This window comes from Pacificimonas flava (assembly GCF_000342165.1).
In the GTDB taxonomy this organism is placed as follows: Bacteria; Pseudomonadota; Alphaproteobacteria; order Sphingomonadales; family Sphingomonadaceae; genus Pacificimonas; species Pacificimonas flava.
In genome coordinates, this window is the sequence record NZ_AMRV01000018.1 from 1 (window position 1) to 26,575 (window position 26,575).

Consider the following 26,575-nt stretch of genomic DNA (forward strand, 5'->3'; position numbering starts at 1 on the left):
TCTCGACCGGCGCTTCGACCGTCGGAATGATGAAACCGTAGGCGGTCTCGACCGGCGCTTCGACCGTCGGGATGATGAAACCGTAGGCGGTCTCGACCGGCGCTTCGACCGTCGGAATGATGAAGCCATAGGCCGTCTCGACCTGCTCTTCGACCGTCGGAATGATGAAGCCATAGGCCGTCTCGACCGGCGCTTCGACCGTCGGAATGATGAAGCCATAGGCCGTCTCGACCTGCTCTTCAGCCGTCGGAATGATGAAGCCATAGGCCGTCTCGACCGGCGCTTCGACCGTCGGGATGATGAAACCGTAGGCCGTCTCGACGTCAGCGGCAGCGCTCAGGGCGCTATCTTCCGTGAAATCAATCGCAGGCGTGGAAGCGGAAGCCATGGTGGCACCCAACGAAACGGCAATGGCGGCGGCCGTAGCGAAAAATTTGCGCATGATAGTCGTCCCTTGGTCATTAGCTTAACTGGTTAACCGATTATTAACTAATAAGGGACTGCGAATACGAAGAAAAGCTAAAATTTCGTTAACGCTATTTGTTTATATAGAAAATTGGTGAGAATGGCGGAAATCCAGGACCTCCGTCTTGGATTGTCTCCAAGACGAAATGAAAAATACGCATCGAAACGCCGGAATTTGTGCCACGAATCGGGGACGCGGCGGCAAACTGGTCAGGTGGCCGTAGTCCTTCCTGACTAGGAACAACTCATAGCCCGACCCCAAGCGAATAGGCGCTCAATGAGGTTCGAACCCGCCTCTGCAGTATCCTTGGTAGGCGTGCTGCCGGAGCGTCATGCGACCAGATCGTTACTGCCCTGTGGCGCCCCTTTGGCTATAAAGCCGAAGACCGGCGCCTCTCGCGCTTGAACGAAGCGGTCAGCCGTCGCCATCCGCTGCGTCGCGTTCCGTTATCCCCGGCGGCCCAGCGGCCTCCGCCACAGGGGTCGTCGTCGGCGCGCCTAGCGAGGCATAAAGGGACACGATTGCACTTGCGAGGTTCGCTTCGGCGTCGATGAGCGCTTCCCGGCTGGAAATGAGCTGGCGCTGCGCGTCCAGAACGTCGAACAGCGTTGCCAGCCCTTCGCGGTAAAGAGCATTGGATTGATCGAAGGCGGTCTGGCTTTCATTGATCGCCTGCTCAAGATCGGCGATCCGGTCTTCATAGGCATCGGCGGCCACAAGTGCGCCTTCCACATCGGCGAGCGCCGACAAGAGGGACCGCCGGTACTCCGCATAACGCGCATCCGTTTCCGCGCGAGCCGCCGCGATTTCTGCTCGTCTCCGCCCGCCATCGAATATCGGTACATCGAGCGCCGCGACGAGCGTCCCGAGAAATTCGTCAACCAGCCCTCCCAACGTTCCGCTGCCGAGGACAAGGGACCCTGGTATGGTCAATCTGGGGCGCAGGTCCGCGCGTTCCGCCCCCACCTGCGCGGCCGCGGCCAGCAGGTCGGCTTCCGCGACCAGAAGGTCGGGGCGCCGGCGCAGGAGATCGGCCGGCAGGCCTATGGGTGGCCCGCCGCGATAATCCGGAACCTCCGGCTGGACCTCCACATTCGCCAGCGTGTTACGTGGCGGCCGGTTCAGGAGAATGGCGAGGCTGTTCGCCGCTTGCGCGCGGGAAATTTCGAGAAGACCTCTTTGCGCCCGCGTCCGCGCCAGGTCCGCCGCCGCACGGCGCACATCCAGATTGGCGGACAAGCCAGCCTCGAAGCGCAGGGAGACGATCTCCAACGTCTGTTGCTGCAGCGCCGTCGATTCCTCGAGAAGCGCCAGACGTGCCTGCGTGCGCCTGAGCTCGATAAAGGCATCCACCACGGCGGCAGCAACGATGCGGCGCGTGTCCGCCACGAAATAATCTGCAGCCGCTGCCTGCGCGGCGGCCACCTGAACCTCGTAGGAGAGGCGACCCGACAGGTCAGGGTCGAGAAGCACGGACAAACCCGCAACCCCCGTCAGACCGCCAGAGCCCCCCGCCTCGACCTCCGCGCCGCCCTCCGCGTACCCGTCCACGCTTGGGCGGCGATCGCTGCGTTCGGCGCGAAGACTTGCCCGCGCCGCAAGCAGCCTTTGCCGGGCCGCCTCTATGTCACGGTTTACCAACAGCGCCTGCTCGACCAATGCATTCAGTTGCGGCTCGCTGAAGCCGAGCCACCATAGCTCATTCATCCCGGGGCTGGGCCGATTCGGTGCGGCGAAATCCGTGGGCGCTGTAAGGGCAGGCTTCTGATATGGTTCAACGGCTGCACATGCCGACAGCAACAGGACGCCGCCCAGGAGACTGCCGGTCGCCCCCCTCACGACGTTGCGGCCAGCTGCGCATGGTCGGCGCGCTCCGCTTCGTCCAGTTCACTCTCTATGGTCGAGAGATCGTCGGTGCGCGGTTTGCTGAAGGGAGCGATGGCGAGATAGATTACCGGCGTCACGAACAGCGTGAACAGGCTCGACAGGCCCAGACCGCCGAAGACGACCCATCCAATAGCCTGCCGCGCTTCGGCTCCTGCCCCGCTGGCAAGGACGAGAGGCACGGCGCCGACGATGGTTGCGATCAGTGTCATGGATATCGGCCGAAGCCGCAGCACGGCAGCTTCCTCGACCGCCTGGCGAACCGATTTCCCCTCGTCGCGGAGCTGATCCGCGAATTCCACCAACAGAATGCCGTTCTTTGCCATCAGGCCGATCAGCATGACGAGACCGATTTGCGAATAGATGTTCAGCGATACGCCGGTCAGGAACAGGGTAAAGACCGCGGCTGCAAGCGCGAAGGGTACGCTGAGTATGACGACGAGACCGCTCGTCAGGCTTTCGAACTGCGCCACCAGCACCAGAAAGACGATCACAAACGCGAACCCATAGGTCATCAGAAGCTCGTTCGACGTCTCCTGCAACGTCTCCGCCTCGCCCTGCAGAACAAGGCCGATATTTTCCGCGACCGTACGGTCGGCAAGACGGCGTATTTCCGCCACTGCCTCCTGCAGGGGTGTATCCCCCCTTACCGCTGCCTCGATCTCGATAGCGCGGCGCTGTTCGGTCCGATTAAGCTCCGCCGCAATCCCCTGTTCCGTGATCGTCGTGACACTGGATAGCGGCACGAGCTGCCCGGACCCGGTCCGCACATACAGGTTGCGAAGGTCCGACGGATTTTGGACCGAAGTGGTCTCCGATGTGAGAAGTACCGGCAGGGCCTGATCCCCGACATTCAGGTCGACCACCTCCTCTCCGTCGACCATGGCCCGCAGCGTCAGGGCAAGCTCGTCATAATCGATGCCGAGGTCCGCCGCCCTGCGACGATCGATCATTACGGAAAGCTGCGGCTGGGTCGGCTGATAGCTAAGCTCCGGATTGGACAGGATCACGGATTCCGCATCTATAATGTCGGACAGAGCCCGTGCCGATGCGTAGATTTCCTCATATTCATTGCCGGTCAGCGCGACTTCCAGCGTATCGCCGCCCCCGCCCCCGCCTATGCTGAGCGTACCTCGACCGCGCGCATCGACGCGGGAGCCCGGAATGTCCGACAGCGGTTCGGAGAGGGAGGCGACGATATCGGACTGGCTTTGATCGCGGGCGTCCCAGGGCGCCAGGGTCGCCGTTACCTGTACCCGGTTCGGATCGTAGCGACCGACAATGGAAAAGGTGGACTCGATGACGCCCTCTTCGATGAGAGGCCGCAGGACCCTCTCGATCTCATCCAGTTCGGCATCCATGAACTCCAGGCCAACGCCGTCCGGTCCTGACGCATTCACCTCTATCGTGCCCCGATCCTCGTCCGGCACCAGTTCATTGTCGAGCTGGCTGTAAAGAAGAAGTGCCGCCAGCGCGAGGGCCGCGGAAACGACTCCCGTTTTCAGCGGGTGATCGAGACAGCGTTCGAGACCCGAGCCATATGCGCGCAGGACCTTGCCATCGGGCCTGCTCCCTTCGCGCCCCGCCCCCTGCGACCGGCCGCCGAGATCCATACGTGCCGCAATTGCCGGAACCATGCTGAGAGCGACGAAGGCGGAAATCACGATCGCAAGGGCAAGAACAAAACCGAACTCGCGAAACAGGCGCCCCACTTCCGATGGCAGGAAGGAGATCGGAACGAACACAGATGCCAGCACGGCCGTGGTCGCCACAACGGCGAAGAAGACCTGCCGTGTTCCGAGGACAGCCGCCGCCCTCCGCCCGAGGCCCTGACCACGGAGACGCTGAATATTCTCCAGAACGACGATGGAATCATCGACGACGAGGCCGGTGGCGAGAACGAGACCAAGGAGTGTCAGCAGGTTGAGCGAAAAGCCGAGCAGCCAGATGCCGGCGATCGTTCCGATCAGAGCGACGGGAATGCTTAACGCCGGAATGGCGGTCGCCTTCAGATTGCGAAAGAAGATAAGGATCGTGCCGATGACGACGGCGATGGTGATGCCGAGCGTCAACAGCACCTCCTCGACGGAGATCTGGATAAACTCGGCCTCATCCGAAATGATGTCGATTTGCAGATCATCGAACCGTTCATTGACCCGGGCGACAGCATCGCGAATGGCGGTGGAGATCTCGATCGTGTTCGAGCCCGCCTGCCGGATCACGCCCAGCCCGATAATCGGCTCTCCGTTCAGGCGGACGAACGTCTCCGCGTCGGCAGGAGCGAAATAAGCCTCTGCCACGTCACCGATCTGCGTATCGTTGGTGATGGCGATCTGCTTGATCAGTTCCGGCGTTGCCGCAGTCGCTTCCGCACGAACGATCAGAGACTGCGCGCCCGACTGAAAACTGCCGGCCGGAACGTCGAAGGGTGCGTTCTCCAGTGCCGCAGCGACGTCGCTGACCGTCACCCCATAGCGATTCAGGCGAATGGGATTGACGGCGACACGCAGCTGCTGAACGCGCGAGCCGAATTCCTCGATGCTCGCCACACCGCCGGCCGTCAGCAATTCCGGGATAACGTCGTTTTCAACGATCTGCGTCAGCTCCGCCGTACCATAAGCCCGGCTACGCACCGCCAACGTCATGATCGGGTCGGCATCTTCGTCCGCCTTCACCACGGTCACCTGCTCGATGCGGTCGGGAAGGTCTCGCGTGACGCGGCTGACAGCTTCGCGAACGTCGGACGCGGCGGTTTCCAGATTTGCGCCAGGATCGAATTCTATGCGGACGCGGCTGCTGTTTTCCTCGCTTGAAGAGCGGATGTCGCGAACGCCGCTGACCCGCGCGACGGCATTCTCCAGAACGCTCGTAACCTCTGCATCCATCGTCTCGGGTGCACCACCTGGCAGGGTGGCGGTGACCGACACGATCGGCCGATCGACGTCCGGCAACTCGCGAATTTCAACTCCGAACAGCGCAGCCAAACCAGCAATGACGATAAGGAGGTTGAAGACGCCGACGAGCAAAGGCCTGCGAACGGCAAGCAGTGGCAGATCGCCGCGTTCAGCCATCGGCGCGGACGGCCCGGCCCCTGCTGGCCCCGTCAGAATCCATGCGGACATCGGCGGGCGGGGGTACAGCGGGGTCGAGCAGGTTTACAGCTTGTCCCTGCCTTACCTTCTGCACGCCCTCCACGATGATCAGATCGTCAGCCTCCAGCTTCGCCTGCACGAGCGAACGGCCATTCCGACGTTGGGCGATGGTCAGGGGAACGCGCCGCGCCTTGCCGTTCTCCACGGTCCATAAATAGGCGCCCTCCCCGCCCCAGATGATCGCTTCTTCCGGTACCGCCGGCAAATCTTGACCGGAACTGCTGAACTGGATGCGAAAGCTCATGCCCGGCCTCAACCGGTCGCCCTTATTGGGAATTTCCGTCCTGACGGTGAACGTACGTTCACCCGGTGCAACCGTGCTGTCGACGGCCCGAATACGCGCCTCAATCGTTCGATCCGGATCGCTGTAGGGGACGAGATCGACTGTTTCACCCGCTTGCAACCGGCCAAACACCTCCTCGGGGGCCGAAAAATCCACAAACAAGGTTCCACGATCGTCGATCTGCGTGATCTGGGTGGTGTCGTTCACCCGGTCCCCGACATTGACCTCTGTCAGACCCACGTGGCCGGGAAAGGGTGCGCGTACTGTGCGATCGGCAAGTTCGACACGTGCCTGATCGAGTTCGATCCGGGCAGACGACAATGCGCTGGCGCCCGCCTCGATCTGGCTGGCTGAAATCGCCCCGGTATCCTCGATCCGCCGATAACGGCCGAGAAGCTGCTCCGCCTCCTCTACGGCCACTTCAGCGAGGCTGACGGCGAGACGTTCGCGTCGATCGTCAATTCGCACCAGCGGGTCGCCCTTTTCGACATAATCTCCCGCATTGAAAAGGACTGCCGTGACCCGTCCCGCCGTTTCGGCGAAAATCTGTGCCGACCGGGTAGCCTGTGCCGAGCCGATCGCTTCGACCGTCACCTGTTCCGGAAGCAGGACCACCCGTTCGGCGACCACGGCAACGGGCGGTCGTTCCTGTTCCGGGCGATCTCCATCCGCGCATGCCGAGAGCATCGCCGTCGCACCGATGGCCAGAAACAGGAAAAGCCTACGCATCCTCGTGAAATCCTAGGACGGCGACACAACAGGACCACCGCGTCGAATGGTCGCGGCTGAAAGACTGCCTTTCCGAAGCTCGGTGGCGCACGCCGATGAATGCCTATGCCTGACGCGCATCTCCCTCATCCTCCGTTCCGGCGGTTCCGATCGAGGAGTCGACCAGACCGGCCCGCATCATCAGCCAAAACAGGATGACACCGGGACAAGCCGCCAACGTCGTCAGCAGATAGAAGTTCACGTAGCCGAACATTTCAATCAGCGTTCCGGCCGTGGTTCCCGTCAGGATCCTTCCGACAACGCTCGCCGCTGCGGAAATGAGGGCGTACTGCGCGGCGGTGAAGCGCAGATCGCAAAGCGCAGAGAAATAGGCGACGACGACCACCCCGCCGATGCCGCTGGCAAAGTTCTCGAACCCGATCGCGGCCGCCATTCCCGTGGTTGTATGCCCCGCCGCGGCAAGAGCGGCGAAGCTGAAATTCGATACGGCCATCAGGATCAGGCTGAGAAGGACAGACCGCTTCATCCCCATTCGCGCATAAAGAATTCCGCCGACGAAAATTCCCGCAAGGTAGGCGCCAAAGCCGAAGCCGACATCGTAAATGGCGATCTCGTCATTGGTGAACCCAAGATCCTCGAAGAGCAATCGGAACGTCAGCGAAGCGAGCGTGTCCCCGATCTTGTGCAGAAGTATGAAGAGAAGCACGAGGAATGCGCCGCGACGGCGAAAGAACTCCTGCAAGGGCCCCCATGCTGCGCGGGCTCCATCGATCAGCCCCTTATGGCTGACATCCCGATGCCGCGCCGGTTCGCCGACGAGGAGACCGGTCAGCATGGCTGGAAGCGCAAAGGCCGCGCAGGCGGCATAGGCTGCTTCCCAGCCGATGCGAGCGGCAAGGAAAAGCGCAAGACCGCCTGCCGCCACCGACCCGATGCGCCATCCATATTGCGACATCCCCGAGCCGGTGCCGAGTTGTCGGGGCGTCAGGATTTCAATGCGGTAAGCATCGACGACGATATCGAGCGTCGCACCGGCAACACCCAGAAAGACAGCGGCGTAGGCGGTGCGGGCGAGGCTGGCCTGCGGGTCGACCAGCCCAAGATTGACGGTGGCGACCATCACGAGGACGCCCGCGGCGATAAGCCAGGACACGCGCTGTCCAAGTCTGTGCAGGATGGGCACGCGTACCCCGTCGACAATCCATGCCCAGAGGAATTTCAGATTATAGGCGAGGATCGCGAGGGCGAAGGCGGTTACGGCCCGCGTGTCGATACCCTCCTGCGCTAGGCGCGTCGACAGGGTGGCGCCAATCATGGCGTAAGGAAAACCTGACGAAATGCCGAGAGCCAGCGCGGCGAGCGGCGCCTTTTCGAGGTAAGGCCGGAGGCTGCCGAGAAACGTTCGGCGCGGCGCAGAATTCCCGTTCGTCAACGGGTGCGGCTATCCATGACTGCCATCGCGCGGCGCAGGTTATCCTCATGATCCTTCAGATTGGCCTTCGCGGCGGCCGGGTCGGCCCCCATCGCGACCAGAACGGCCGTCTTGATGTCGTCCCCCGCACTCCGCAGTGCCGCCTCTGCGGTTGCCATGTCGCAGGATGCAAGATCCGCAACCATGGCAGCGGCGCGCACACGCAGCTTCCTGTTCGAAAGTCTCATGTTGACCATAAGCCCCGCATGCACCCGCCCCAGACGGATCATGACGGCCGTCGAGAACAGGTTCAGCGCGATCTTCTGCGCCGTGCCCGCCTTCATGCGCGTGGACCCCGCGACGATCTCGCTGCCGGTCTCGATCAGGATTCCGCGCTCGGCAATGTCGAGCAGCGGTGCACCGGCGTTGCAGGCCAGCCCGACCGTAAGCGCCCCGCGACGGCGCGCTTCCTCGATCGCCGCATTCGTGAAGGGGGTGGTTCCGCTGGCCGCCACGCCAATCAGCACGTCACCGGCGCCGATGCCCTGCTCACCCATGACGCGAATGGCCGCACCGGCATCATCCTCGGCGTCTTCAGCGCTTTTCCAGAGGGCGTCCTTGCCGCCGGCGAGAAAGTAACACAGCCGATATTCGGGCCAATCGAAGGTCGGCCCCAGTTCCGTTCCGTCCTGCACGGCCACGCGTCCCGAGGTTCCAGCCCCGGCATAGGCAATCCGCCCCTTACCCGCTGCCAGAGAGGCCGCGGCCATGTCAGCGGCGCCCGCGATCGCCTCTATCGCTGGCTGAACGGCAGCGGCGGCGGCCAATTGCCCCTCCGCCATAGCGCGCACTGCGTCCACAGTCGGCCAGAGGTCGAGGTCGCGGTACCGGCCGCTGATGGCTTCGGTCGTCACGTCGGCAACCCTTTCAACATTTCACTTCCGGCGCCGCTCAAGACGCCTTGCCCGGTCAGACATCATAGCGGGGCGGTCGCCGGATGCTGCGCCGCCCCGCCTTAACGGTAAAGACGAAGCCTTAGTTGCGAAGAGTGATGGAGATGCCGAACCGCCGGCCCAGCACGTCATAGGACGTGGGGAAGGTGTTCGCGTTCGAAGCGTTCGACCCGGCCGTGGGCGGCTTGTTGTCGAACAGGTTTTCGATACCCGCGATGACGGTCATCGCCGGCGCGACATCAAAGGACGCAGCAAGATCGAAATAGTGCTGCGGTCCAAAGCGCTCGACCAGGAACTCTGTCGGAGAGTCGTCGCGAACGGCGCCTTCAAGACGCCAGGTTCCGCGAATATCAACGTCCGGCAGACCGAGGGTCGTCGTCACGCGGTGGCGGTATTTCGGAACGGCGCGCGCGAATTCCAACCCGCAGGTTCCGCCAAAGCGCCCGTCGCAGTCGATAACGGGCGCTGCTGCCCCGTTCTGCTGTTTGGCATCGAGAACGATATTGCCCGCATAATTGAAACCGATGCTCTCGAGCGTCTCGCCGCCCAGGGCCAGCCGGTAGCCCGCAACGACATCGATGCCCTCCACGCTCAGCTGCGCCACGTTGATGTCGGAACTATCGACGGCAGTCAGCTGTCCGTTCGGTCCGCGGGAAATGCGGTTGCAGAACTGGTTATCGATGTCCTGGACGATGATGTAGCAGGTATCCAGCGTCGCCTGCGGCAGCACCGCACCGATCGCATTGTCGATCTCGATATTGTAATAATCGACCGTGGCAGTGAAGCCCGGCAAGAAGCCCGGCGTCAGCACCGCGCCGACCGTATAGGTGTTGCCGACCTCAGGCACGATGTCCGCGCTGCCCCCGTAAAGGAACTGGGCACCCGCCAAGTCCTGCTCATAGGGCGCGGCGGGCGCACCGGTGGCGATGCAAAGCTCCGGATCGGCACCGGACTCGGCCGGATTCTGGCACGGATCGTTCGCGAAGGCAGCCAGCGGAATGCCGGCCGTGGCGCCATAAAGTTCACCGATATTGGGGGATCGCACGACACGCTGATAGGCACCGCGTACCCTGAGCCCGTTCACGGGCACCCAGTCGCCGCCAAGCTTGTAGGCGTCGACGCCGCCGGTCGTGGAATAGTCGGAATAGCGGTACGCACCCTCGAAATTCAGTTCCTGAATGAAGGGAATGTCCGCCAGCAGGGGAACGCGAACCTCTCCGAAATAGTCCCACACATCGATGCTGCCACCGAAATTGGCGCGGGTTCCCTGGTTGAATGTCTGCCCGGTCTGATTGAGGCCGTCATAATTGTTCGTGCCCTCCTCGTCGCGATATTCGACACCCGCGGCCCAGGATACGGGACCCGCCGGCAGGGTAAGAAAGCTCTCAGTATCCCCGGAAAGGGTAAAGGCGCTGACGAACTGTTCGCGCCGCCGCGTCTGCGTGATCTCGGAGGTCACATAGTCCACGGCCTGCTGGCTGATCGCATTCGGTCCGAAGATATCGATCGGAACACAGCCGCCGCTGGCATCAATACAAACTGGATTTCCGGCCGCATCCACCGTCGCGGCGATGCCCTGGCTGAAGCGCGAAGCCACGCCCTCGCCGTAAATGGTGCTTGTGGAGTCCGTGACGCCGTACTGGGCGTAGAAATCATAGCGGATGTTGCTACCCAGGTCGCCGCGCACGCCGAGCTGCGCCTGCCCCTGATTGCGGACCGTCTCGGTCTCGCGGTCGCCAAATTCGCCGATCGAGCGCTGAACACGCAGCAGGGCTGCCTCGTCACCGCCGAGATTGCCGTCCGCATCCCGGTTGAAGGCTCCATCGAGGACCGTGCCAAGCTGATCGCTGAGAAACGGATTGTCGCGGCGAAGGAGGAAGGTCGTGGAAATATTGACGGGCGGCAGCACGTCGACCGACTCCGTGCGCGTGTAGGTGCCGCGACCATAAAGCTCGACCGCGTCGCTGAGTTCATAATCGAAAAAGACAGCCGCGTTCAGCCGTTCCTGCGCGATGATCAGGCTTTCGCGCCCGCTCAGGACGCTGCTCGTCGCACCCGGAACAAGCGAACCGTCATCCTCGAACCCGAACGCGGTGGCATCGGCCGGTCCACCGAAAGCGGAAAAGTCGAACGGGGCGGCATTCTCGCTGGCATCGGCGAGAGAGAAGGTGCCGCCAAGGGGCCGCGTCGTGATGGGGCCGTCATCATTCCGCTCCGGCGCTGCGAAGGCGCGGTCGCTTTTGAACACCGGGCTGCGGTTGTTGTAGCCAAGATACCCGCTGATATTGCCACGACCGTCGCCAACATTGGTGCCGAAGGTCAGATTGACGCCATATTCGTCGCCATCGCCCTCCTCGGTAATATTGTAGATCGCGTTCGCCTCGACACCTTCGAAATCCGATTTCAGGATGAAGTTCACGACACCCGCGACCGCGTCGGCGCCGTAGATGGCGGCGGCGCCGCCAGTCAGAACTTCGACGCGCTCCACGAGAGGCGCGGGAATAGAGTTCAGGTCGACGGAGTTGCGAAAGCCGAACGGCGCGCCCCGCGTGCCATTGATCAGGACCAACGTGCGGTTCTGGCCCAGACCGCGCAGGTCGGCCGTAGCCGCGCCGCGAGCGTCCGCGCCGTTGCTGGCGCCGCCAAAGCTTGCGGTAAATTGCGGCAGCTCTCCAAGAACGGATTCGATGTTGATCGACCGGTCAAGTGCGATCTCCTCGCTCCCAAGCGTGGCAACGGGGCTGACAGAGGTCAGGCCGGGCGTGGCAATGCGGGATCCGGTGATGACGATAGGGTCGGTCTGCAACGCCTCGCTGTCGGCGCCCTCGTCCTGCTCGGGAACCGAACCCATGCTGCCGACCTGCGACTGCGCATTGGCTGTGGCTGCTGATGCAAGGACGGCCAGGCTCGCAAGCAGCGATGCCGTCCGATAAAATGACGATTTGGAATTGCGGCGCATAGCCTTCCCCCCTTGTTTCAAGACAAGTCAGGACCGCACGGAACTGGTAATGTGGTCCCACCCATTGGTATTTCGTTACAATACATCTTGCGAAGGATCGAGTCACAAATTTATCACGAAAACCAGTCGCATCTGGCGGGGCTCTCACAGCTCTCGTGTCAAAAGCCGCTTTCGTTCCGGCTAGGTACTAAGAACGAAACTGGTATTATCGATGAAGGGAGCGGGACAATAACGCTTTATCTGGGGCTGGATGCCGGCGGCAGCCATTGCCGCGCGCGCCTGATCGACGAGAACGGAGATATCCTCGGCACTGGACATGCCGGCGCAGCCAATACGCGTATCGGGTTCGAAAACAGCCTGAACACACTGAAAGCCGCCTGGAACGCAGCAATCGCGGACGCCGGCCTCGCCCACAACGACATTGACCGAATCCGCGCAGGCGTCGGCATTGCAGGGTATAAGCGCGCCGGCGCAGCCGAAGCCTTTGCCGCCGCGCCCCACCCTTTCGAAACGATCCGCTTCGCAAGCGATGCCGTAATTGCCAATCTTGGTGCGCATGCCGGCAAGGACGGCGCGACGCTGATCGTCGGGACCGGCAGTATCGGTATCATCAGAGCCCATGGCGAAGACAAAACCATAGGCGGGTACGGCTTCCCTGTTTCCGACGAAGCCAGCGGTGCCTGGATCGGGTTGGAGGCGGCCCGGCATGCCGTCCTGGCCTATGATGGCCGCACCGAGATGGGACCGCTTGCCAGGAATGTTCTCGACCGGTTCGGGGACGACCCCGTCGCGATCGTCCGCTGGACTGACCGCGCCACGGCGACGGATTATGCCGGCCTGGCGCCGCTCGTTGTCGAAGCGGCGCAGCTTGCCGACGCGGGCGCAATGGAGATCGTGCGCACGGCGGCGATCCAGATCGACGCCTTTGTTGAGGCTTTGATTGCCCGTGGAGCGTCCGCAATATGCCTTATGGGCGGCCTTGGTCCGGTGCTGCGCCCCTGGTTAGCCCCAACGACCCGGGACGTCCTGGTGGAACCGCGCCATGATGCACTGACCGGGGCCCTGTTCCTCGCCGGATGGACCGGTTTGCCGCGCGGTTAAGCCGCGTCTACTGGGTCTGCACCATCTCCGCGCTGACAGCATAGCCGCCATCCAGCCAGCGGACGATTTCCCGGGCGCCGTCATGGTCGATCGCCGCATATCTCTCCCGAAGGCGCGGAATCGATGCGTCTATCCGGTCGAGCCCCGCGTCCTGAAACGCCAGCAAGTCGGCCTGCACCATCTCGCCCAGTTCCGCGCCGAGCATCTCGTCCGCGGCGTCTGCCAATGCCGCCCTGTACCGATATGCGGGACCCGCCGCATAGCTGGCGGCCAGCGTTACCGCGGGCACGCGGCTCAGAACCGGCTGCAACGCCGGATTGATGGCGTGACCAGCAATATGATCCGCTATGCCCGCCGGCCGGCCGGTAAAGCTGCGCAGGTGTAGATATCGGGACATGCGGTGCCCGTCGTTCACGGGATAATTGTCCCACAGAAGCGGCTTCCGGCGAAGCATTTCCGCGACATCCTGCAAATGGCCGACGGAAAACTCGCGCGCGCACACCTCCTCCCCCGTCCAGTAGATGTCGATGGCCGGATCAAGCGCTCCGAACGCTTGCAAATAGCCCTCGGGGCGGCGTCCGAACACACGGTCGAGGACAGGATCGAACGAATAGTAGCTGGGGCAAACGGCAAGGTTCGACGCACCCGTGCGCTCGGCCGCGAACCTGATGATCTCGATCTGCCGCGCAGCGAGGTCGGGCAGATCGGCGCTTTTCATATCGTCGAAGAGGATGACGAGATCGTCGATCCCGAGCTCGTCGAACTCTGCCAATCGTTCCGTCAACGCGGCCTTCGCACGGTCGCCAAAGTCCAGATAGGCCTCGAAGGGGCTGAGCCCGATACCGAAGCGGACAGAGGCCGCCGCACAGGCCGATTTCAGTGCGTGCAGCTCGTTGAGACGCGACTCCGTGAACCGCTGCGTCCACTCGCGGCGCAGCCGCGCCTCCCCCTTCGGCGCGAAATGAAAGAACTCGAACCCCTTGGGCGCAAGCGCCTGCATCGTGGCGATCCGTGCATCATTGGACCACGGGTTTCCGAAATAGCCCTCAATGATCCCCAGCGGCGGGATTGTCATGCTGCGGTCTCCTCCACGCCGGCAATCCAGCTACCCTGCACGTGACCTGCTTCAATTAGATGAACGAGATCCGCGGCGAGACCTGGCCGAATCGCACCGCGTTCATCCTCCATATTCAGAAAGGACGCGGGATATTCCGACGCCATGCGAAGGGCGACCCGATAGTCGGCACCGACGAGGTCCCGCATGTTGCGGACCGCCGCCGCCATGTCGAGGTCGGAGCCGGCAAGCGTACCGTCGCTGTCCGCGCAGCGTCCCCCCTCCGCCCTTATGAATTTGTCGCCCAGCATGAAGCTCTTCCTATCCGAACCGACGGTCGGCATCGCGTCGGTCACCAGCATGAACCGGTCCTGCCGTTTCGCCCGCAGCGCCACGCGCAGACTTGCCGGATGCACATGGAACCCGTCGGCGATCAGACCGCACCAGCTGTCGCCATGCTCCAGTGCGGCGCCGACGACGCCCGGTGCGCGGCTTTCGAACGGCGTCATCGCATTGAAGAGGTGCGTGAACCCGCGAAGCCCCTCCGCAAGAGCAGGCTGCACCTCCTTATAAGTGGCGGCCGTGTGGCCGGCGCACACGAGAATACCCCGTTCGGTCAGGCGTTCGATCATGCCATCGGCCGCACGCTCCGGCGCCAGCGTCACCAGCGTTCGGCCGCCGCGCAGAGCAGACAGCATGTCCAACATATCCGGTTCGATCCGGCGAAACTTGGCTTCGTCGTGAATGCCCTTCTTGGCGGGATTGAGGAATGGCCCCTCGATGTGAATGCCGAGTACGCCGGGAATTCCACTGGCGATCGCGTCCTCGACTGCAGCGATGGCACGTTCGACCTTCGCCAGATCGTCGCTGATCAGCGTCGGCAGGAAGCCCGTGGTGCCGAAGCGCCGGTGCGCCGCGCCAATCGCCGCGATACCTTCCTTGGTCGGCTCGTCGTTGAACAGGACGCCGCCGCCGCCATTCACCTGAACATCGATGAATCCCGGCACCAGATCGCCCCCGGGCAAGGACCGGACAGGAGCGTCTGCGGGCACTTCCGAAATCGGCACCACCCTCTCGATCCGGCCGCCGGAGAGCAGCAATGCGTGATCATCCAGAAATCCGTCGTCCGTCAGGATGCGGGCGCCTGCAAGAATGAGGTCGGTCATCGCGTTTCCGTCACCTTCGACAAGGCCGGGGGGCGGTCCGGGTCATGTCCGCGCATTTGCGCCAGCGCATTGACGAAACGGTAGAAACTCTGGGTCATAGCCAGTCCGTGCACAAGCGGATGCAGATCCTCTATGAACGGGAGCGGGACCGACCCCGGCAGCGCCGCGCCAGCGCTCATCACATAGGCTCCGCGCCTGGAAAATCGTTCGCTGAGGTCCGCGAACCCGGCCGAGACGGCATCGCGGGGAACGAACATAAGCACCGGGAAACCATCCTCCACGATGGCCATCGGTCCGTGCCGCACTTCAGCACTGCTGAATGCCTCCGCATGCAGCCCGCTCGTTTCCTTGAACTTCAAGGCCGCTTCCTGTGCGATGCCCAGAAGCGCGCCGCGAGAAACCGTGAAGAGGCCGCGTGCCTTCAGCAACGGCTCCGCTACCGCCGACCAGTCGCAATCCCACGCCTGCTGCAGGGCGTTCGGCGTTTCGGAGACTGCTGCTGAGAGATCGGCATCGCCAGCCCATGTCGACACCAGCCGCACGATGGCGAACAAGGACGCAAGATAGGATTTCGTCGCCGCGACGCTGCGTTCGGGTCCACACAGCAGCGGCACCACGGCGTTCGCAGCATCCGCAAGCGGCGAAGTGGTATCGTTGACGATGCCGATGACGATGGCGCCGGCCTGCCGCGCGGCCTTTGCGGAGGCAAGAAGATCGGGACTTTGTCCCGACTGCGAAATCGCGATGAACACCGCCCGTGACAGATCCCTGGGCCCGGCATCGTACACGGACACGGTCGATGGGCCCAGCGAGGCCACTGGGATACGAAGACGCCGTTCGATCAGATATTTGGCAAAGGTCGCTGCGTGATCCGAGCTGCCCCGGGCGCAGGTCATCACGAACAGCGGATCGCGCCGACGTAGCGTCTCGGCAAGCGCGGCGAGTGCGCCGCCATCCTCCGCGATCTGGCGGCGGCAGACGTCGGATGCTTCCGCCGCCTCCTTAAACATCAGCGTGGTTTCGAAGCGGGTCTGATCGGTCATGGATCGGAGATTAGAGGCAATAGACGACAAGGCCAACCTAATACCTCTTTGCGCCGGGTTCAGAGCGCCGGTTCTACAGTCAGGTCATGCACGAATTCGTACCGATCGCCCCGGTAGGCGGAGCGGGTCAGCTCCACGGGCGTACCGTCCGCCAGAAAGCTTGTGCGCTCGATCCGCAGGACGCTGCTGTCCTGTGGGATCGAGAGGAGCCCGGCCTCGATCGGCGTTGCCTTGGCTGCACGCAGCTTCTGTATGCCACGCTCCGGCCGGCTATGGGTTCGGTCGAGAGCCGCATAGAGGGAATCGCCGATTTCCCCCAGCGGCGGCAACATGCGCATCGGCACCACCGCATGTTCGATGGCCAGCGGTTCGTCGTCCGCCAATCTGACCCGGCCCAGGCGTGCGACGGCATCCGAACGGCCGAGTTGCAGAATTTCCGCCTCGTCGCTGGCGGGGGAGGAGGTGGTCTTCACGATCCAGACCGAACTTGCATTCACCCCCCGGCCCCGCGCATCCGCGGTAAAGCCCGTCAGCCGCCCGGCGGGCGGTTTGATCGGCGCGGCCACATAAGTGCCGGAGCCATGCCGGCGCGTCAGCAATCCCTCTTCGACAAGCTGTTCGATTGCCTTGCGAATCGTCACGCGCGACGTGCCGGTTTGCTCGCTCAGCAAGCGCTCCGAAGGCAAGGCGCCGCCAACATCGATATCGCCCCCCGCGATGAGCGAACGTAGCTTTGCCGCCAATTGCACGTAAAGCGGATCTGCCGCCCCAGGATCCGTTCTAAAGTTTTCCAGCGCCATATCGTGCTCTGTGCTCCCCGCTGGCGACTGGTATTGCTTCCCTTGTACCAGTTCTCAAGATGAAAGATGAACATTGTCATCGGGAGGACCAATATGAAAACATCGGAACATGCCCTGGAAACGCGGCTGGAAGCTGGTTTCGCACCCTTGGCAAGGGCGATCGAGGAGGGCCGCGTCCCGGGCGGCGCGCTCGGCATCATCGACGTTGAGGGGCGCCGCGCCATCGAGCATGCCGGTCATGCGGCGCTTTATCCAGAGCCTGTCATCCTGCGCCGCGATCACGCCTTCGATCTGGCATCGCTGACCAAGGTCATGGTCACGACCCGTGTCATTCTCGATCTGGTCGAGGAAGGTCGCCTGCATCTCGACATGACGCTTGCAGAGTTGATTCCGGATCTTCGGCAGTACGATGTGAAGGGAGCCCCCGAACGACGGCTGACGCTTCGTCAGTGCCTGACGCACAATACGCACCTGCCCGCCGTGGAGCCGCTTTATACAAATGGCCAGGATCCGGAAACGCTTCGCGCCTTTGTCCTGCAACGGGAATGGCGTGGCGGCCCGCCTGTCTACTCGGACGTCAACTTCCTGATGCTCGGGATCGCGATAGAGCGCGTCACCGGGGCACCGTTTCGCGCCCTGCCGCTGCCGCCCGGGCTCTCCTTCGGCACCGCGCCGGATGCTGCCGTGGCGACGGAGTATTGTACATGGCGCGGGCGCATCATCCGCGGCGAGGTTCATGATGAGAATGCCTATGCGTTCGGCGGCGTCATGGGGCATGCGGGCCTGTTCGGGACCGTGGACGCAGTCCTCGACTTCGCTGCGGGACTTCTCTCCGGCCGGGATGCATCGCCCGCCGCCCTCGCGGAAATTCGCACCCGCCAACCGGATCGACGCACATTGGGCTGGGAACGGAAATATGACGGGTGGCACGGCGGCAGCCGCTGCTCGGACGAAACCATCGGCCATACCGGCTTCACCGGAACCGGCCTCTGGATCGATTGGGAGCGAGGTCTCGGCTGGACATTGTTGACCAACCGCGTCCATCCGACCCGGCATTCGGACAGCGGCATTCTGGAACTGCGACAGGCGGTATGCGACGCAGTCGTAACCGCCGCACGCGAGACATGACCTTTTCTCGAGTAAAGGCGTATAGTCCCTCTGATTGACAAGGCGCAAAAGCGATGCCTTGGCTATCCGGTGTGGGGGAGAATATGCGCTTGGGCGGGATTGGCCGCATTGGTCTGCTGGGCCGCATGGCATCGGCCATCGTCCTTCTTTGCCTGCTGCAGATGGCCTTCAGTTTCTTCATTTTCGACTGGCTGGAGCGTCGTTCCATTCAGGAGGACCACGCCCGGCGCGTTGCGGAATTGCTGGTCGTCTCGAAAAGAGTGCACGCCAGCCGGCCCGAACGTGCTGCCGAGGTCATGTCGACCCGCCATCTCGACGTCAGCGTGGCCGGAACGCCGCTCCTGCGAGAGAATGGCACGTCGTCCATGGCCAGCCGGGTTCACAAGCAGATCATCTATTGGGAACCCGAACTTCGCGATGTCATCCTGCGCCTTGATGTGATGTCGGAGCGTAGTGGCGCGCGGCATCTTGTCGGCTCCATGTCGCTCGACAACGGTCGCTGGTTAAACTTCCGCTCGCGCAATCTCGGAGAAAATTGGCCGGGTCTTCTCAGCGCAACCGCGCTGACGCTGCTGACGGCGGGCGGATCAGCGGCGATTGCGATTTACCTTCTCCGACTGTTCGGCACGCCGCTTCGCGCGCTCGCCAAAGCCGCAGCGGAGATCGGCGCTGGCAAGACCGTCTCACTGACCGAGACGGGCACCCCGGACCTTCGAAATGTTTCGCACGCGATGAATGAAATGCAGCACCGGATTGCGCAGATGATCGCGGGTCAGGCGCAAGCCTTCGAGGCGATTAGTCACGACCTCCGCACACCGCTCAGTCGCCTGATGCTCGCCGCGCCCTTCACGCAGCCCGAGGACATCCGGGATATCGTCGCCGAGGCGGCGCAGGACATGGAGGGGCTTCTCGATTCCCTCCTCGCCTTCTTGCAGGCGCAGTATCTGGATGCCGAACCGGAGCGCTTCGACCTCCCGTCTCTCGTGCGCGCCCTGAGCGAGGGCGATGACCAGATCCGTTGGACAGGCCCAAGCGAATTTGCCGTCCTCTGGTACCGGAAGCCACTGGAAATGGCGCTTCGTCCGTTACTCAAGAATGCCCAGGAATATGCTGGCGCGGCAACGGTCTTCTTGAGCGACGAAGATGATCTGATCCTGCACATCGTCGATGAAGGGCCCGGCATGAAGGACGCAGACCTGAAACGGATCTTCGATCCGTTCTTCCGGGCGGACGAAGCCCGCGAACGGACAACCGAAGGACTTGGCCTGGGTATTCCCACGGCACAGCGGATTCTCCAGCGGTTCGGCGCGGACTTGCAATTCGTTTTGGCGGATAGCGGCGGTCTGCACGCGCAGATAACGCTGCCGAAGATTGGCAGAGACCAGGGCCGGCTCAAGAAACTTTAAGGAAACACTCGGCGCGCGCGTTGCCGCGGGCGCCCACTTGATAAGCGCTTTTTTAAGCAGTCGGCACTAGCTACTCGGCTTGGGGCAGGCGCAGGGTCGCAGAACGAATCTGCGTCCTGTGCGTCCCATGAACGGCCGCAGGCGAAAGAACAAAGAGGGGGCGAACCTATGAAATCCACCAGCCTGATCACGGCGATCCTGACCATGGCAATCCCGGCCGCAGCAGGCGCCTCTGCCCTGCCCTTCCAGATCGACATGACCGGCGGCCAGAGCATCACAGGGGTGATGGACTTCCAAACGTCCGATTTCGCCTATGATTGCGACGGCAGCTATACCGGCGATCCGAGCGGCTTCTGCTATGGCGGGGAGGAGTGGACCGACCGCGATACGCAGATCGAGTTTTCCGGCGGTACGTTCGATATGGCCATCGATGGTACGGTCAGCCAGACCTTCTTTTCCGCCTATTCCGGTATGGCGGACATGACCCTCAGCTACAATGAGGATGGCGACCTCAGCGATTGCGCCTGGACTGCGGAATGCGAATCCCTTCTGCTGTCGTTCGAAGCCTACGCACCGAAGCTTGGCGAAACGCGGCAACTGACCTTCTCGATTTTCCAGCGCACGGCCGAATTGTTCGCGGAAGGCTTCGATCCGCTGCGCGGCTTCTTCGATATCCGCTTCGATGCCGCCGCCGCTTCACCGCTTGAAGCGCCCGTCCCCGCTCCCGCCGGTTTCGGCCTGCTCGGCCTGGGCATCGTCGCTGCCGGTATTCTGCACCAGCGCCGCCGGAGAATGATCGTCAAGAACGCCTGAACCCGAGGGCCCGCAGACCGCCGCACGACGAGCGCGGGTTGACAGTCCATCAGCATAATGCAAATCATTTGCAACATGCTGATGGGAGTTCGCCAATGCGTTCGAACCAGGAAAACCGCACAGATCCGCGAAGGGTCGTTCCTCGCAAACGACCACTGCCGCCGGAACTCTTCATACGCCTCGCTCGCCATTGGAGTTCGGCCAGGCAAAGCGGCATCAATCCACTTCCGGAAATGACGCGCCAGGCGGATCGGCTGGCCGCTGCCGTGACCCTCGCGCCCGCTAGCGAAAGTCTGCTTCAGCTTGTCGAGGCAAATCTCGGTCGTCGGCTGACCCTGCATGCGCCGGGCGGGAGCACGAGCTCTCCAGACGAAAACGCACTGCTCATCCTGCTGCGCATAGGTGCGCGCCCGGAACGTGCCGGAACCGCGCCTCACGGCCTGTCCGGGGCGCTCCAATGGGCCGTTCGCAGCGTCAGGATCGGCCTGGGCATGCCTCCGGATCCACCGATGCTCGCTTCGGCCTCGCCGATCCCGACAAGCTGCCCGTTCATGGATATTCTGCCCGGCAGAACGATGAGAAACGTCTCGGGAGCGCGCCCGCTCTATGGCCTTTGACTTTACCGCCCTCACTCAAACCACGCCGGTTCGTGGATTGCCCAATTGGCAGATTCGGCTGATCACCGCCTTTCGCGTCGGAACCATGGCCAGCCGGGTCCGCCGCGACGCCTCCGAACGTCTTTCAATCCTGCTGGGCGGAGACGAGCGCCTGCGTCCCTTTCGTATTTTCGTGGAGGAGCTCGGAAAGGCTTGGCCGGACCCCTTTACCGTCAATCCCCCCTGCTGCGCCCAGCTCAGTTTCGACGAGGCGCTAATGCTGGAGACGGCAAGTCTCGCGCTGTCGGGAAAGCAGGACGCCTTTCATGCGAAGCTGACGGACATGCTGCCCTTGTCCGTACGGCGCAATCTTTGGCACATCAGCCGCCGGCTGCTCACGGATTTCTTGAAGGCGGCGCATTAGGTCGGCGCTCGGTCTGACTTTGCGAACGGTCGGACCAGCGATCCTGCGGCCCGCCCGGCTTGCCACAACCCGGCCGGCAAGCCAGTGACATCTGCCATGACGACGCATGCGGGCCAGTTCCGCAACCGATCACTGGAATACCGTCCCGAAATTGACGGCCTGCGCGCCATTGCAGTGGGTGCGGTCGTTCTTTTTCATGCCGATATTCGGGGCTTCTCCGGTGGGTTTGTCGGCGTCGACATCTTCTTTGTGATCTCCGGCTATCTCATCACATCCATCCTGCTTGGCGACCTGGAGCAGAACCGCTTTTCGATCGCTCGTTTCTACGAGCGCCGGGCGCGCCGGATATTCCCGGCTTTGTTCGCCGTTCTCGCGGCCTCCATCGTCGGCGCCTATTTGCTGCTGACGCCGGGTCGCCTGTCCGAGTTCGCCGCCTCGCTGGCTGCATCCATAGCGTTCGTATCGAACATCTACTTCTGGCATGAACTCGATTATTTCGCGGCCGTTGCCGAGGAGCAGCCGCTCCTGCATATGTGGAGCCTGGCGGTAGAAGAGCAGTTCTATCTGTTCTTTCCCCTTGCGCTCTACCTGTTGTGGCGTTTCGCGCCTCGCCGTCTCTTCATCGCCATGTCTGGCGTCGCCGCGGCCAGCCTGATCTGGAGCGAAATTGCGAGCAGCCAGTTTCCGGCCTCCGGCTTCTATCTGATTTTTTCGCGCGCGTGGGAGTTGCTTGCCGGTTCGCTTTGCGCGCTCTGGATGCGTCAGCGACCGATACGGCCGAATGGTCTTCTCGCGGCATGCGGCCTCATCCTCATCGGACTGTCAATCCTGATGCTGGATGAAAAGACGCCGTTCCCTTCGATATATGCGCTCGCACCGATCGCGGGGTCGGTGCTTCTGGTGCTGTACGGATCCAGAGCGACTGTCGCGGGCAGGCTGCTGGCAAGTCCGGCCATGGTCGGTGTGGGGCTGATCAGTTACAGCACCTATCTCGTTCACCAGCCTCTCCTCGCTTTCGCCAGACTGCACGAACTGCAGCCGCTGTCGCTGCCGGTACGCGGCGCGATTATCGCCCTCTCCTTTGCCTTGGGCTATATCAGCTGGCGCTTTGTCGAAGCGCCGTTCCGCCGGAAGACCGGCCTTCTGAAGACGCGCCGCGCCGTTTTTGGCTGGTCTCTGGCGGGGGGCGGCGCCCTCCTTGCCGCCGCCGCCGCAATGATCTCTGCGGATGGCCTGCCGGGGCGGTATGCAGGAAAAGGCCCTTCCGGATATGATTTCGATAATCAGCGCTTACAGGAAGACGCTTGGATCCTGCTGGAACATAAAACCGACGATCCCACCTACCGCGTAGAGAACAATCCCGCCGATCAGCGCCTTTGGTTCTCCGATGCTCGTCGTCCGAACCTGCTGGTCGTCGGAAATTCGCATTCGAAGGACATGTACAACGTCCTCAGCCTCAGCGACGTAGCAAAACAATACGAAATCGCACGCTATGGCATCCAACTGGGTGCGTTGGCCGACCCGGCGCATGTCTTCTACCAAAGTTCCAATTTCCGAGCGGCCGACGTCGTCGTTCTTTCAACCCGCTATTGGCGATCCGATATCTCTGCCCTACCGGCAGTTCTGGACAGGATTCAGAAGGCTGGGAAGCGTGTCGTCGTCATCGGCAGCGCTCCGGAATTTCCCGCCAACAGCACCATCACGCTCGGCGACCAGATCGTTCTTCGCGCAGGTCGCGATGTCGCGCCTGGCTTACTCGCGGAAAACGTGAACCGGTCCTACTTCAAAGCTCTGAAACGGCGCGACCCAGTCGCCGAAAAAAATCGCGATCTTGCCGCCATGGCACGGAAGGCCGGCGTTCCCTACCGCGACCGCAGGGACTTCATTTGCGATGAGAGAAGACGCGAATGTTTCGGCGTACCTCCCAGCTGTAAAGCCTTTTTACGACGGGCACCATATGACACTTGCAGGCGCGCGGTTTTTCGCCGCTCGGGTGGACGCGCTGCGTTGGTTTCCGCAGATCGGGACGACCGCTGCCGCGAACTCAGAACGCCGGTCCACGCGTCCCGCGCCGGTCAGCCAAACAGCAGATCGGCCGGCGGATGCGCCTCGACCGTGAACAGCACGTCCTGAAAATCCTCGTCACTGCCGCCAGCCCTTAGCAGGTCTTCGAAGCCGATCCGCAGGGCATTGCTTTGCCGATCCACAAGGCCGCCGAGGACGTGGCTCTGCCCGTCCGGGTTCGCCGCATCGTCGTGCGAGAAGAAGGTGACGGCGTCCTCGACGCGCTCTCCATCCCGGGTCACAGCCAGCTGCCCCTCATGCTCGATCAGGGAAACCGTGCTGTCTTCATCGAAATAGACGGCACCATTCTGTACCAGAAAGAAGTGCAACGTCTCTCCCGCTGCCAGACCATCGATAAGGACCGGCCCGGATGCCGCTGACGCGTCCGCGGCGATGAGACTCACACGTACCATGTCACCAGCGGCATCGAGCACGTAGGCCCCAAGTGTGTTGTGATAGCCTGCTTCTGCACCGCCGGTGTCCAAGCTGATCCGAAACGCGCTGCTATTGTCGCCGCTCAAATAATGCTGGAAGGCGGACAGTCCGAGCCGCGCCACGAGTTCAGTGCTCCCCTGCCCCTCCACGAGATCCCCGGCGCTAAGGATACCCTCTGCCGAAAGGACGCTGCCCTGTTCACGAACGACGATCATCAGTCCGCACTCAAGAGTGCCGTTACCCAGCGACAGAGTACCAAGGTTGCTGCCGGACGCTGAGACTAGGGAAAATTCTCCTGTGGTTTCCAACCAGTCCGCGCGGACATTCTCCTCTCCGCTCAGAAGCAGCGGCGTCCCGGAAAGAAGGGAATAATGGGGCGGATCCACCGGGGACACCGGCACGTCGTCGAACGATCCGTCTCCATCGTCGACGGGATCCGGTACATCGCCGTTTGGCGTCTTGCCCGGCTCACCGTCTGCGTCGTCGACGGGTGTCCAATCGGTCTTCGTGCCGCTGGAGGACGACCCGGTCGGCGCGACGGCTTCGACGGCACTTCCCTGCAGGGCATCTGCCGGCAGGCCGCGCAGCACGTCCGCGCCGGCTGCATGGACAATGTCCACCTCGCGTAGCGTCAACACACCGCCGTCACGCGTGAACACCACCGTGGCGCTGCCGGAATCCGCAAAGGACCCGCCGACCATCAGAACGTCCGCGCCGTTCAGGATCTGCACCTGCTTCTGTCCACCGACGGAGCCGCCATGGTGATGCGGGTCGAGCCCCAGAGCATTGTAGATCTCGACTTCGCCCCAGAAGCGAAAATTGCGCCCATTCCGCTCCGCAACGGGGTTCAAAAGCACCGTGTCCGTCGACTTGAGGTCATAACCGCCATCGGCATTGCCGCGCGCGACCGTATCTTCGAACAGGACGCCATAGACGCCGCGCTCTGTCGCAAACCCGTCGCCATTCCAATAGCCATCGCTGCTGGTCTGCGCATTCTCCATCGTCACCCGGCGGATCACCACGTCGTGAACCGTCCCTTCCAGGTGCACACCGACCGCCAGATCGTCGCCGTCCTGACGCTGACTGTCTCCCCGCACATCCTCAATCAGGATATTGCGGGAATCATCACGCAGGCGAATGACGTTGCGGGAGAAGCCTTCGACATCGACATCCCGGATCGTCAGCCCGTCGATCGTGGCGGTGCGGTTGCTGCCGGACGGATAATCCTCGAAAAACCGCCGCACATTGGACGCTGTCACGTCCTCGATCGTGATATCGGAAATATCCCCGCCCGCGCGAAACGCGCTGCCGACATTCTCGAAGGCCAGATCGCGAAACTCGAGATGATCTGCACCGGGCATCAATCTGAAGGTCTCGTTCCCGGCCGGCATGTCCGGCGAAAACTGCTCTGGCCGCGTCCCGATGATCTCGGCGGGCATGGGCATCCCCTCGGACGTTTGACCGACGATCGAGACAGGAGCGCCGTTTTCGCCGCCATTGTAGAGCGAAATCGAGCCCTTCAAATGGTAGGGGCCGAAATCTGACAAGAGGACAACGGTCCCGCCAGCTCCGGCACGCGCGATCGCGCTGTTCAACTGTCCGATGCCCATGGCATCTTCAACGCTGCCGCCATCCGCCTGCCCTGTGGCGGTGGGCTTGATATAAATTGTCGACATGGAAATTCGGCCCCGCTTCGGTGTCTCGCTGGCAGGCCGGCTATAGAAGGCAAATGTCGACTAAAGGTTAACGGCGCGGCTCTAGAAACCGACTGTTATGCCTCCGGCATAATAATCGTCGCCCAGATTTGCCTTCAGTTTCACGAAGGGAGCCAAGGAGCCGGCCAGGGTTACATAGGGGTTGAGTTCGTCCCCGAGGCGCAGTCCCCCACCAACACTCAGGATCGGCAGATCGTAGGTCAGTTCCAGGCGCCCATAGGCGTTCACGCTGGTTCCGTCGCAGTCGGAGGAGCCGACAAGATTGCCGTCGACAGTCTCGCGGCACACCCGGTTCCCGCCATCGGAATCCTCTTCGTCGAAGATGAAGGCACCGGCGCCCGAGCGCAGGGTGAAACCGGCGCTATCGAAGAAATCGTAGGTCACGCCCAGTTCTCCGCCGAACTCGCCGTCCACCTCAGCGAGATTTCCCTCGATACCGATTTGCGCCGCCGCCGGCGCCGCTAAAAACGCTGCTGCGAACGCAGCGCGACCAATAAACTTCATGCTGACTCCGCAAAAACAATTCCACATGCCGCCGGCGTTCACGAGCGCTTGGCGCCCGTAAGGGATTTTCTCCAGAAAGCCAAATCCGATCGGTCCGGAACGTGTCCTGGACAGGTGATCCTTGGTTCAGGAGAGCCATTGGGCGGCCTGTATATTTCGGGAGTTTTGATTGGTTGCGGGAGCAGGATTTGAACCTGCGACCTTCAGGTTATGAGCCTGACGAGCTACCGGACTGCTCCATCCCGCGCTGAGGGGGTTATGCCGGCCGTTGGTGCGTGCGCTGTTCTGGGCGCGGGCCGGTTGTCTTGTGAATGGGTTTGGTTCTGGTTTCGCGTGTCCGGCAGCGGCCGCAAAGGCTGGCGGCGACCTACTCTTCCAATGCTTAAGCATAAGTACCATCGGCGCTGTCTGGTTTCACGGCCGGGTTCGGGATGGGACCGGGTGGGGCACAGACGCTATGGCCACCAGCCTATGGGGCCGCTGCGGGAG

20 protein-coding genes, 1 tRNA gene and 1 rRNA gene are annotated in these 26,575 nt (G+C 62.5%); 7 read left to right on the forward strand and 15 right to left on the reverse strand.

Features of this window, described 5'->3' with window-relative positions; genetic code table 11:
• The 7 genes from C725_RS14190 to C725_RS14220 form a co-directional block, all read right to left on the reverse strand.
• Positions 1-442: hypothetical protein (locus C725_RS14190; RefSeq protein ID WP_038283578.1), on the reverse strand; the 442-nt coding region annotated here is incomplete at its 3' end.
• 438 nt (positions 443-880) lie between these two features.
• The gene (locus tag C725_RS14195) at positions 881-2,305 is read right to left on the reverse strand and encodes an efflux transporter outer membrane subunit (protein WP_243442763.1); all 1,425 of its coding nucleotides are present in this window, start codon (positions 2,303-2,305) and stop codon (positions 881-883) included.
• Positions 2,302-5,421 (reverse strand): efflux RND transporter permease subunit, encoded by a 3,120-nt coding sequence (locus C725_RS14200; RefSeq protein ID WP_008603872.1) that lies wholly within the window; start codon positions 5,419-5,421, stop codon positions 2,302-2,304. The genes C725_RS14195 and C725_RS14200 overlap by 4 nt, the downstream gene beginning before the upstream one ends.
• Entirely contained in the window at positions 5,414-6,514 is a 1,101-nt protein-coding gene (locus C725_RS14205) for an efflux RND transporter periplasmic adaptor subunit (RefSeq protein WP_008603873.1), read from the reverse strand. The genes C725_RS14200 and C725_RS14205 overlap by 8 nt, the downstream gene beginning before the upstream one ends.
• Positions 6,515-6,617: 103 nt before the next feature.
• Positions 6,618-7,946 carry an AmpG family muropeptide MFS transporter gene (locus C725_RS14210; RefSeq protein WP_008603874.1) on the reverse strand — a complete coding sequence of 443 codons (1,329 nt, stop codon included), beginning with the start codon at positions 7,944-7,946 and terminating at the stop codon, positions 6,618-6,620.
• Positions 7,943-8,839, reverse strand: coding sequence for an N-acetylmuramic acid 6-phosphate etherase (locus tag C725_RS14215; protein ID WP_008603875.1), 897 nt, complete (start codon positions 8,837-8,839; stop codon positions 7,943-7,945). Before C725_RS14215 ends, C725_RS14210 begins: the two co-directional genes overlap by 4 nt.
• A gap of 121 nt (positions 8,840-8,960) precedes the next feature.
• Complete coding sequence (locus C725_RS14220; RefSeq protein ID WP_008603877.1) at positions 8,961-11,837, reverse strand: TonB-dependent receptor domain-containing protein; 2,877 nt, start codon at positions 11,835-11,837, stop codon at positions 8,961-8,963.
• A gap of 87 nt (positions 11,838-11,924) precedes the next feature.
• On the opposite strand from C725_RS14220, the gene C725_RS14225 reads away from it, so the two are divergent.
• Positions 11,925-12,938, forward strand: coding sequence for a glucosamine kinase nucleotide-binding domain-containing protein (locus tag C725_RS14225; RefSeq protein ID WP_243442764.1), 1,014 nt, complete (start codon positions 11,925-11,927; stop codon positions 12,936-12,938).
• Between the two features lie 7 nt (positions 12,939-12,945).
• Here the strand turns inward: C725_RS14225 and C725_RS14230 are convergent, their stop codons facing one another.
• Genes C725_RS14230 through C725_RS14245 form a run of 4 tightly spaced genes read right to left on the reverse strand, consistent with a single transcriptional unit; the run spans position 12,946 to position 17,001 of the window.
• Complete coding sequence (locus C725_RS14230) at positions 12,946-14,013, reverse strand: beta-N-acetylglucosaminidase domain-containing protein (protein ID WP_008603879.1); 1,068 nt, start codon at positions 14,011-14,013, stop codon at positions 12,946-12,948.
• Positions 14,010-15,158 (reverse strand): N-acetylglucosamine-6-phosphate deacetylase, encoded by a 1,149-nt coding sequence (gene nagA / locus C725_RS14235; protein WP_008603880.1) that lies wholly within the window; start codon positions 15,156-15,158, stop codon positions 14,010-14,012. The genes C725_RS14230 and nagA overlap by 4 nt, the downstream gene beginning before the upstream one ends.
• A complete protein-coding gene (locus tag C725_RS14240; protein WP_008603881.1) occupies positions 15,155-16,201 on the reverse strand; it encodes an SIS domain-containing protein in 1,047 nt (348 codons plus the stop codon). The genes nagA and C725_RS14240 overlap by 4 nt, the downstream gene beginning before the upstream one ends.
• A 59-nt stretch (positions 16,202-16,260) precedes the next feature.
• Positions 16,261-17,001 (reverse strand): GntR family transcriptional regulator, encoded by a 741-nt coding sequence (locus tag C725_RS14245; protein ID WP_008603882.1) that lies wholly within the window; start codon positions 16,999-17,001, stop codon positions 16,261-16,263.
• Between the two features lie 93 nt (positions 17,002-17,094).
• Between C725_RS14245 and C725_RS14250 the strand changes: the two genes are divergently transcribed.
• The 6 genes from C725_RS14250 (at position 17,095) to C725_RS15535 (ending at position 23,501) form a co-directional block, all read left to right on the forward strand.
• The gene (locus C725_RS14250) at positions 17,095-18,129 is read left to right on the forward strand and encodes a serine hydrolase domain-containing protein (RefSeq protein WP_008603883.1); all 1,035 of its coding nucleotides are present in this window, start codon (positions 17,095-17,097) and stop codon (positions 18,127-18,129) included.
• Positions 18,130-18,182: 53 nt separating this feature from the next.
• Positions 18,183-19,535: a sensor histidine kinase gene (locus C725_RS14255; RefSeq protein ID WP_078056316.1), complete on the forward strand. Its 1,353-nt coding sequence runs from the start codon at positions 18,183-18,185 to the stop codon at positions 19,533-19,535.
• Positions 19,536-19,703: 168 nt separating this feature from the next.
• Positions 19,704-20,348 carry a hypothetical protein gene (locus C725_RS14260; RefSeq protein ID WP_008603885.1) on the forward strand — a complete coding sequence of 215 codons (645 nt, stop codon included), beginning with the start codon at positions 19,704-19,706 and terminating at the stop codon, positions 20,346-20,348.
• 233 nt (positions 20,349-20,581) lie between these two features.
• Complete coding sequence (locus C725_RS14265) at positions 20,582-20,965, forward strand: hypothetical protein (protein WP_008603886.1); 384 nt, start codon at positions 20,582-20,584, stop codon at positions 20,963-20,965.
• The gene (locus C725_RS15530) at positions 20,955-21,368 is read left to right on the forward strand and encodes a hypothetical protein (RefSeq protein ID WP_008603887.1); all 414 of its coding nucleotides are present in this window, start codon (positions 20,955-20,957) and stop codon (positions 21,366-21,368) included. Before C725_RS14265 ends, C725_RS15530 begins: the two co-directional genes overlap by 11 nt.
• 96 nt (positions 21,369-21,464) lie before the next feature.
• A complete protein-coding gene (locus tag C725_RS15535; protein ID WP_051051463.1) occupies positions 21,465-23,501 on the forward strand; it encodes an acyltransferase family protein in 2,037 nt (678 codons plus the stop codon).
• Here C725_RS15535 and C725_RS14280 read toward each other — a convergent pair.
• From C725_RS14280 to rrf, 4 genes are all read right to left on the reverse strand, one after another.
• Complete coding sequence (locus tag C725_RS14280; protein WP_008603888.1) at positions 23,444-25,543, reverse strand: DUF4114 domain-containing protein; 2,100 nt, start codon at positions 25,541-25,543, stop codon at positions 23,444-23,446. The two genes, C725_RS15535 and C725_RS14280, sit on opposite strands and share 58 nt — an antisense overlap.
• Positions 25,544-25,624: 81 nt before the next feature.
• Positions 25,625-26,086, reverse strand: a complete 462-nt coding sequence (locus C725_RS14285) for a hypothetical protein (protein WP_008603889.1) — start codon at positions 26,084-26,086, stop codon at positions 25,625-25,627.
• A gap of 170 nt (positions 26,087-26,256) precedes the next feature.
• Positions 26,257-26,333 (reverse strand) — tRNA-Met (locus C725_RS14290).
• Positions 26,334-26,440: 107 nt separating this feature from the next.
• Positions 26,441-26,555 (reverse strand): 5S ribosomal RNA (gene rrf / locus C725_RS14295).
• Positions 26,556-26,575 lie beyond the last annotated feature (20 nt).

Excerpts from the sequence above, each read along its gene's own strand:
- C725_RS14200 (WP_008603872.1), bottom strand. The coding sequence starts at position 5,421 with ATGGCTGAACGCGGCGATCTGCCACTGCTTGCCGTTCGCAGGCCTTTG.
- C725_RS14205 (WP_008603873.1), bottom strand. The coding sequence starts at position 6,514 with ATGCGTAGGCTTTTCCTGTTTCTGGCCATCGGTGCGACGGCGATGCTC.
- C725_RS14220 (WP_008603877.1), bottom strand. The coding sequence starts at position 11,837 with ATGCGCCGCAATTCCAAATCGTCATTTTATCGGACGGCATCGCTGCTT.
- C725_RS14230 (WP_008603879.1), bottom strand. The coding sequence starts at position 14,013 with ATGACAATCCCGCCGCTGGGGATCATTGAGGGCTATTTCGGAAACCCG.
- nagA (WP_008603880.1), bottom strand. The coding sequence starts at position 15,158 with ATGACCGACCTCATTCTTGCAGGCGCCCGCATCCTGACGGACGACGGA.
- C725_RS14240 (WP_008603881.1), bottom strand. The coding sequence starts at position 16,201 with ATGACCGATCAGACCCGCTTCGAAACCACGCTGATGTTTAAGGAGGCG.
- C725_RS14245 (WP_008603882.1), bottom strand. The coding sequence starts at position 17,001 with ATGGCGCTGGAAAACTTTAGAACGGATCCTGGGGCGGCAGATCCGCTT.
- C725_RS14250 (WP_008603883.1), top strand. The coding sequence starts at position 17,095 with ATGAAAACATCGGAACATGCCCTGGAAACGCGGCTGGAAGCTGGTTTC.
- C725_RS14255 (WP_078056316.1), top strand. The coding sequence starts at position 18,183 with ATGCCTTGGCTATCCGGTGTGGGGGAGAATATGCGCTTGGGCGGGATT.
- C725_RS14260 (WP_008603885.1), top strand. The coding sequence starts at position 19,704 with ATGAAATCCACCAGCCTGATCACGGCGATCCTGACCATGGCAATCCCG.
- C725_RS14265 (WP_008603886.1), top strand. The coding sequence starts at position 20,582 with ATGACGCGCCAGGCGGATCGGCTGGCCGCTGCCGTGACCCTCGCGCCC.
- C725_RS15530 (WP_008603887.1), top strand. The coding sequence starts at position 20,955 with ATGGCCTTTGACTTTACCGCCCTCACTCAAACCACGCCGGTTCGTGGA.
- C725_RS15535 (WP_051051463.1), top strand. The coding sequence starts at position 21,465 with ATGACGACGCATGCGGGCCAGTTCCGCAACCGATCACTGGAATACCGT.
- C725_RS14280 (WP_008603888.1), bottom strand. The coding sequence starts at position 25,543 with ATGTCGACAATTTATATCAAGCCCACCGCCACAGGGCAGGCGGATGGC.
- C725_RS14285 (WP_008603889.1), bottom strand. The coding sequence starts at position 26,086 with ATGAAGTTTATTGGTCGCGCTGCGTTCGCAGCAGCGTTTTTAGCGGCG.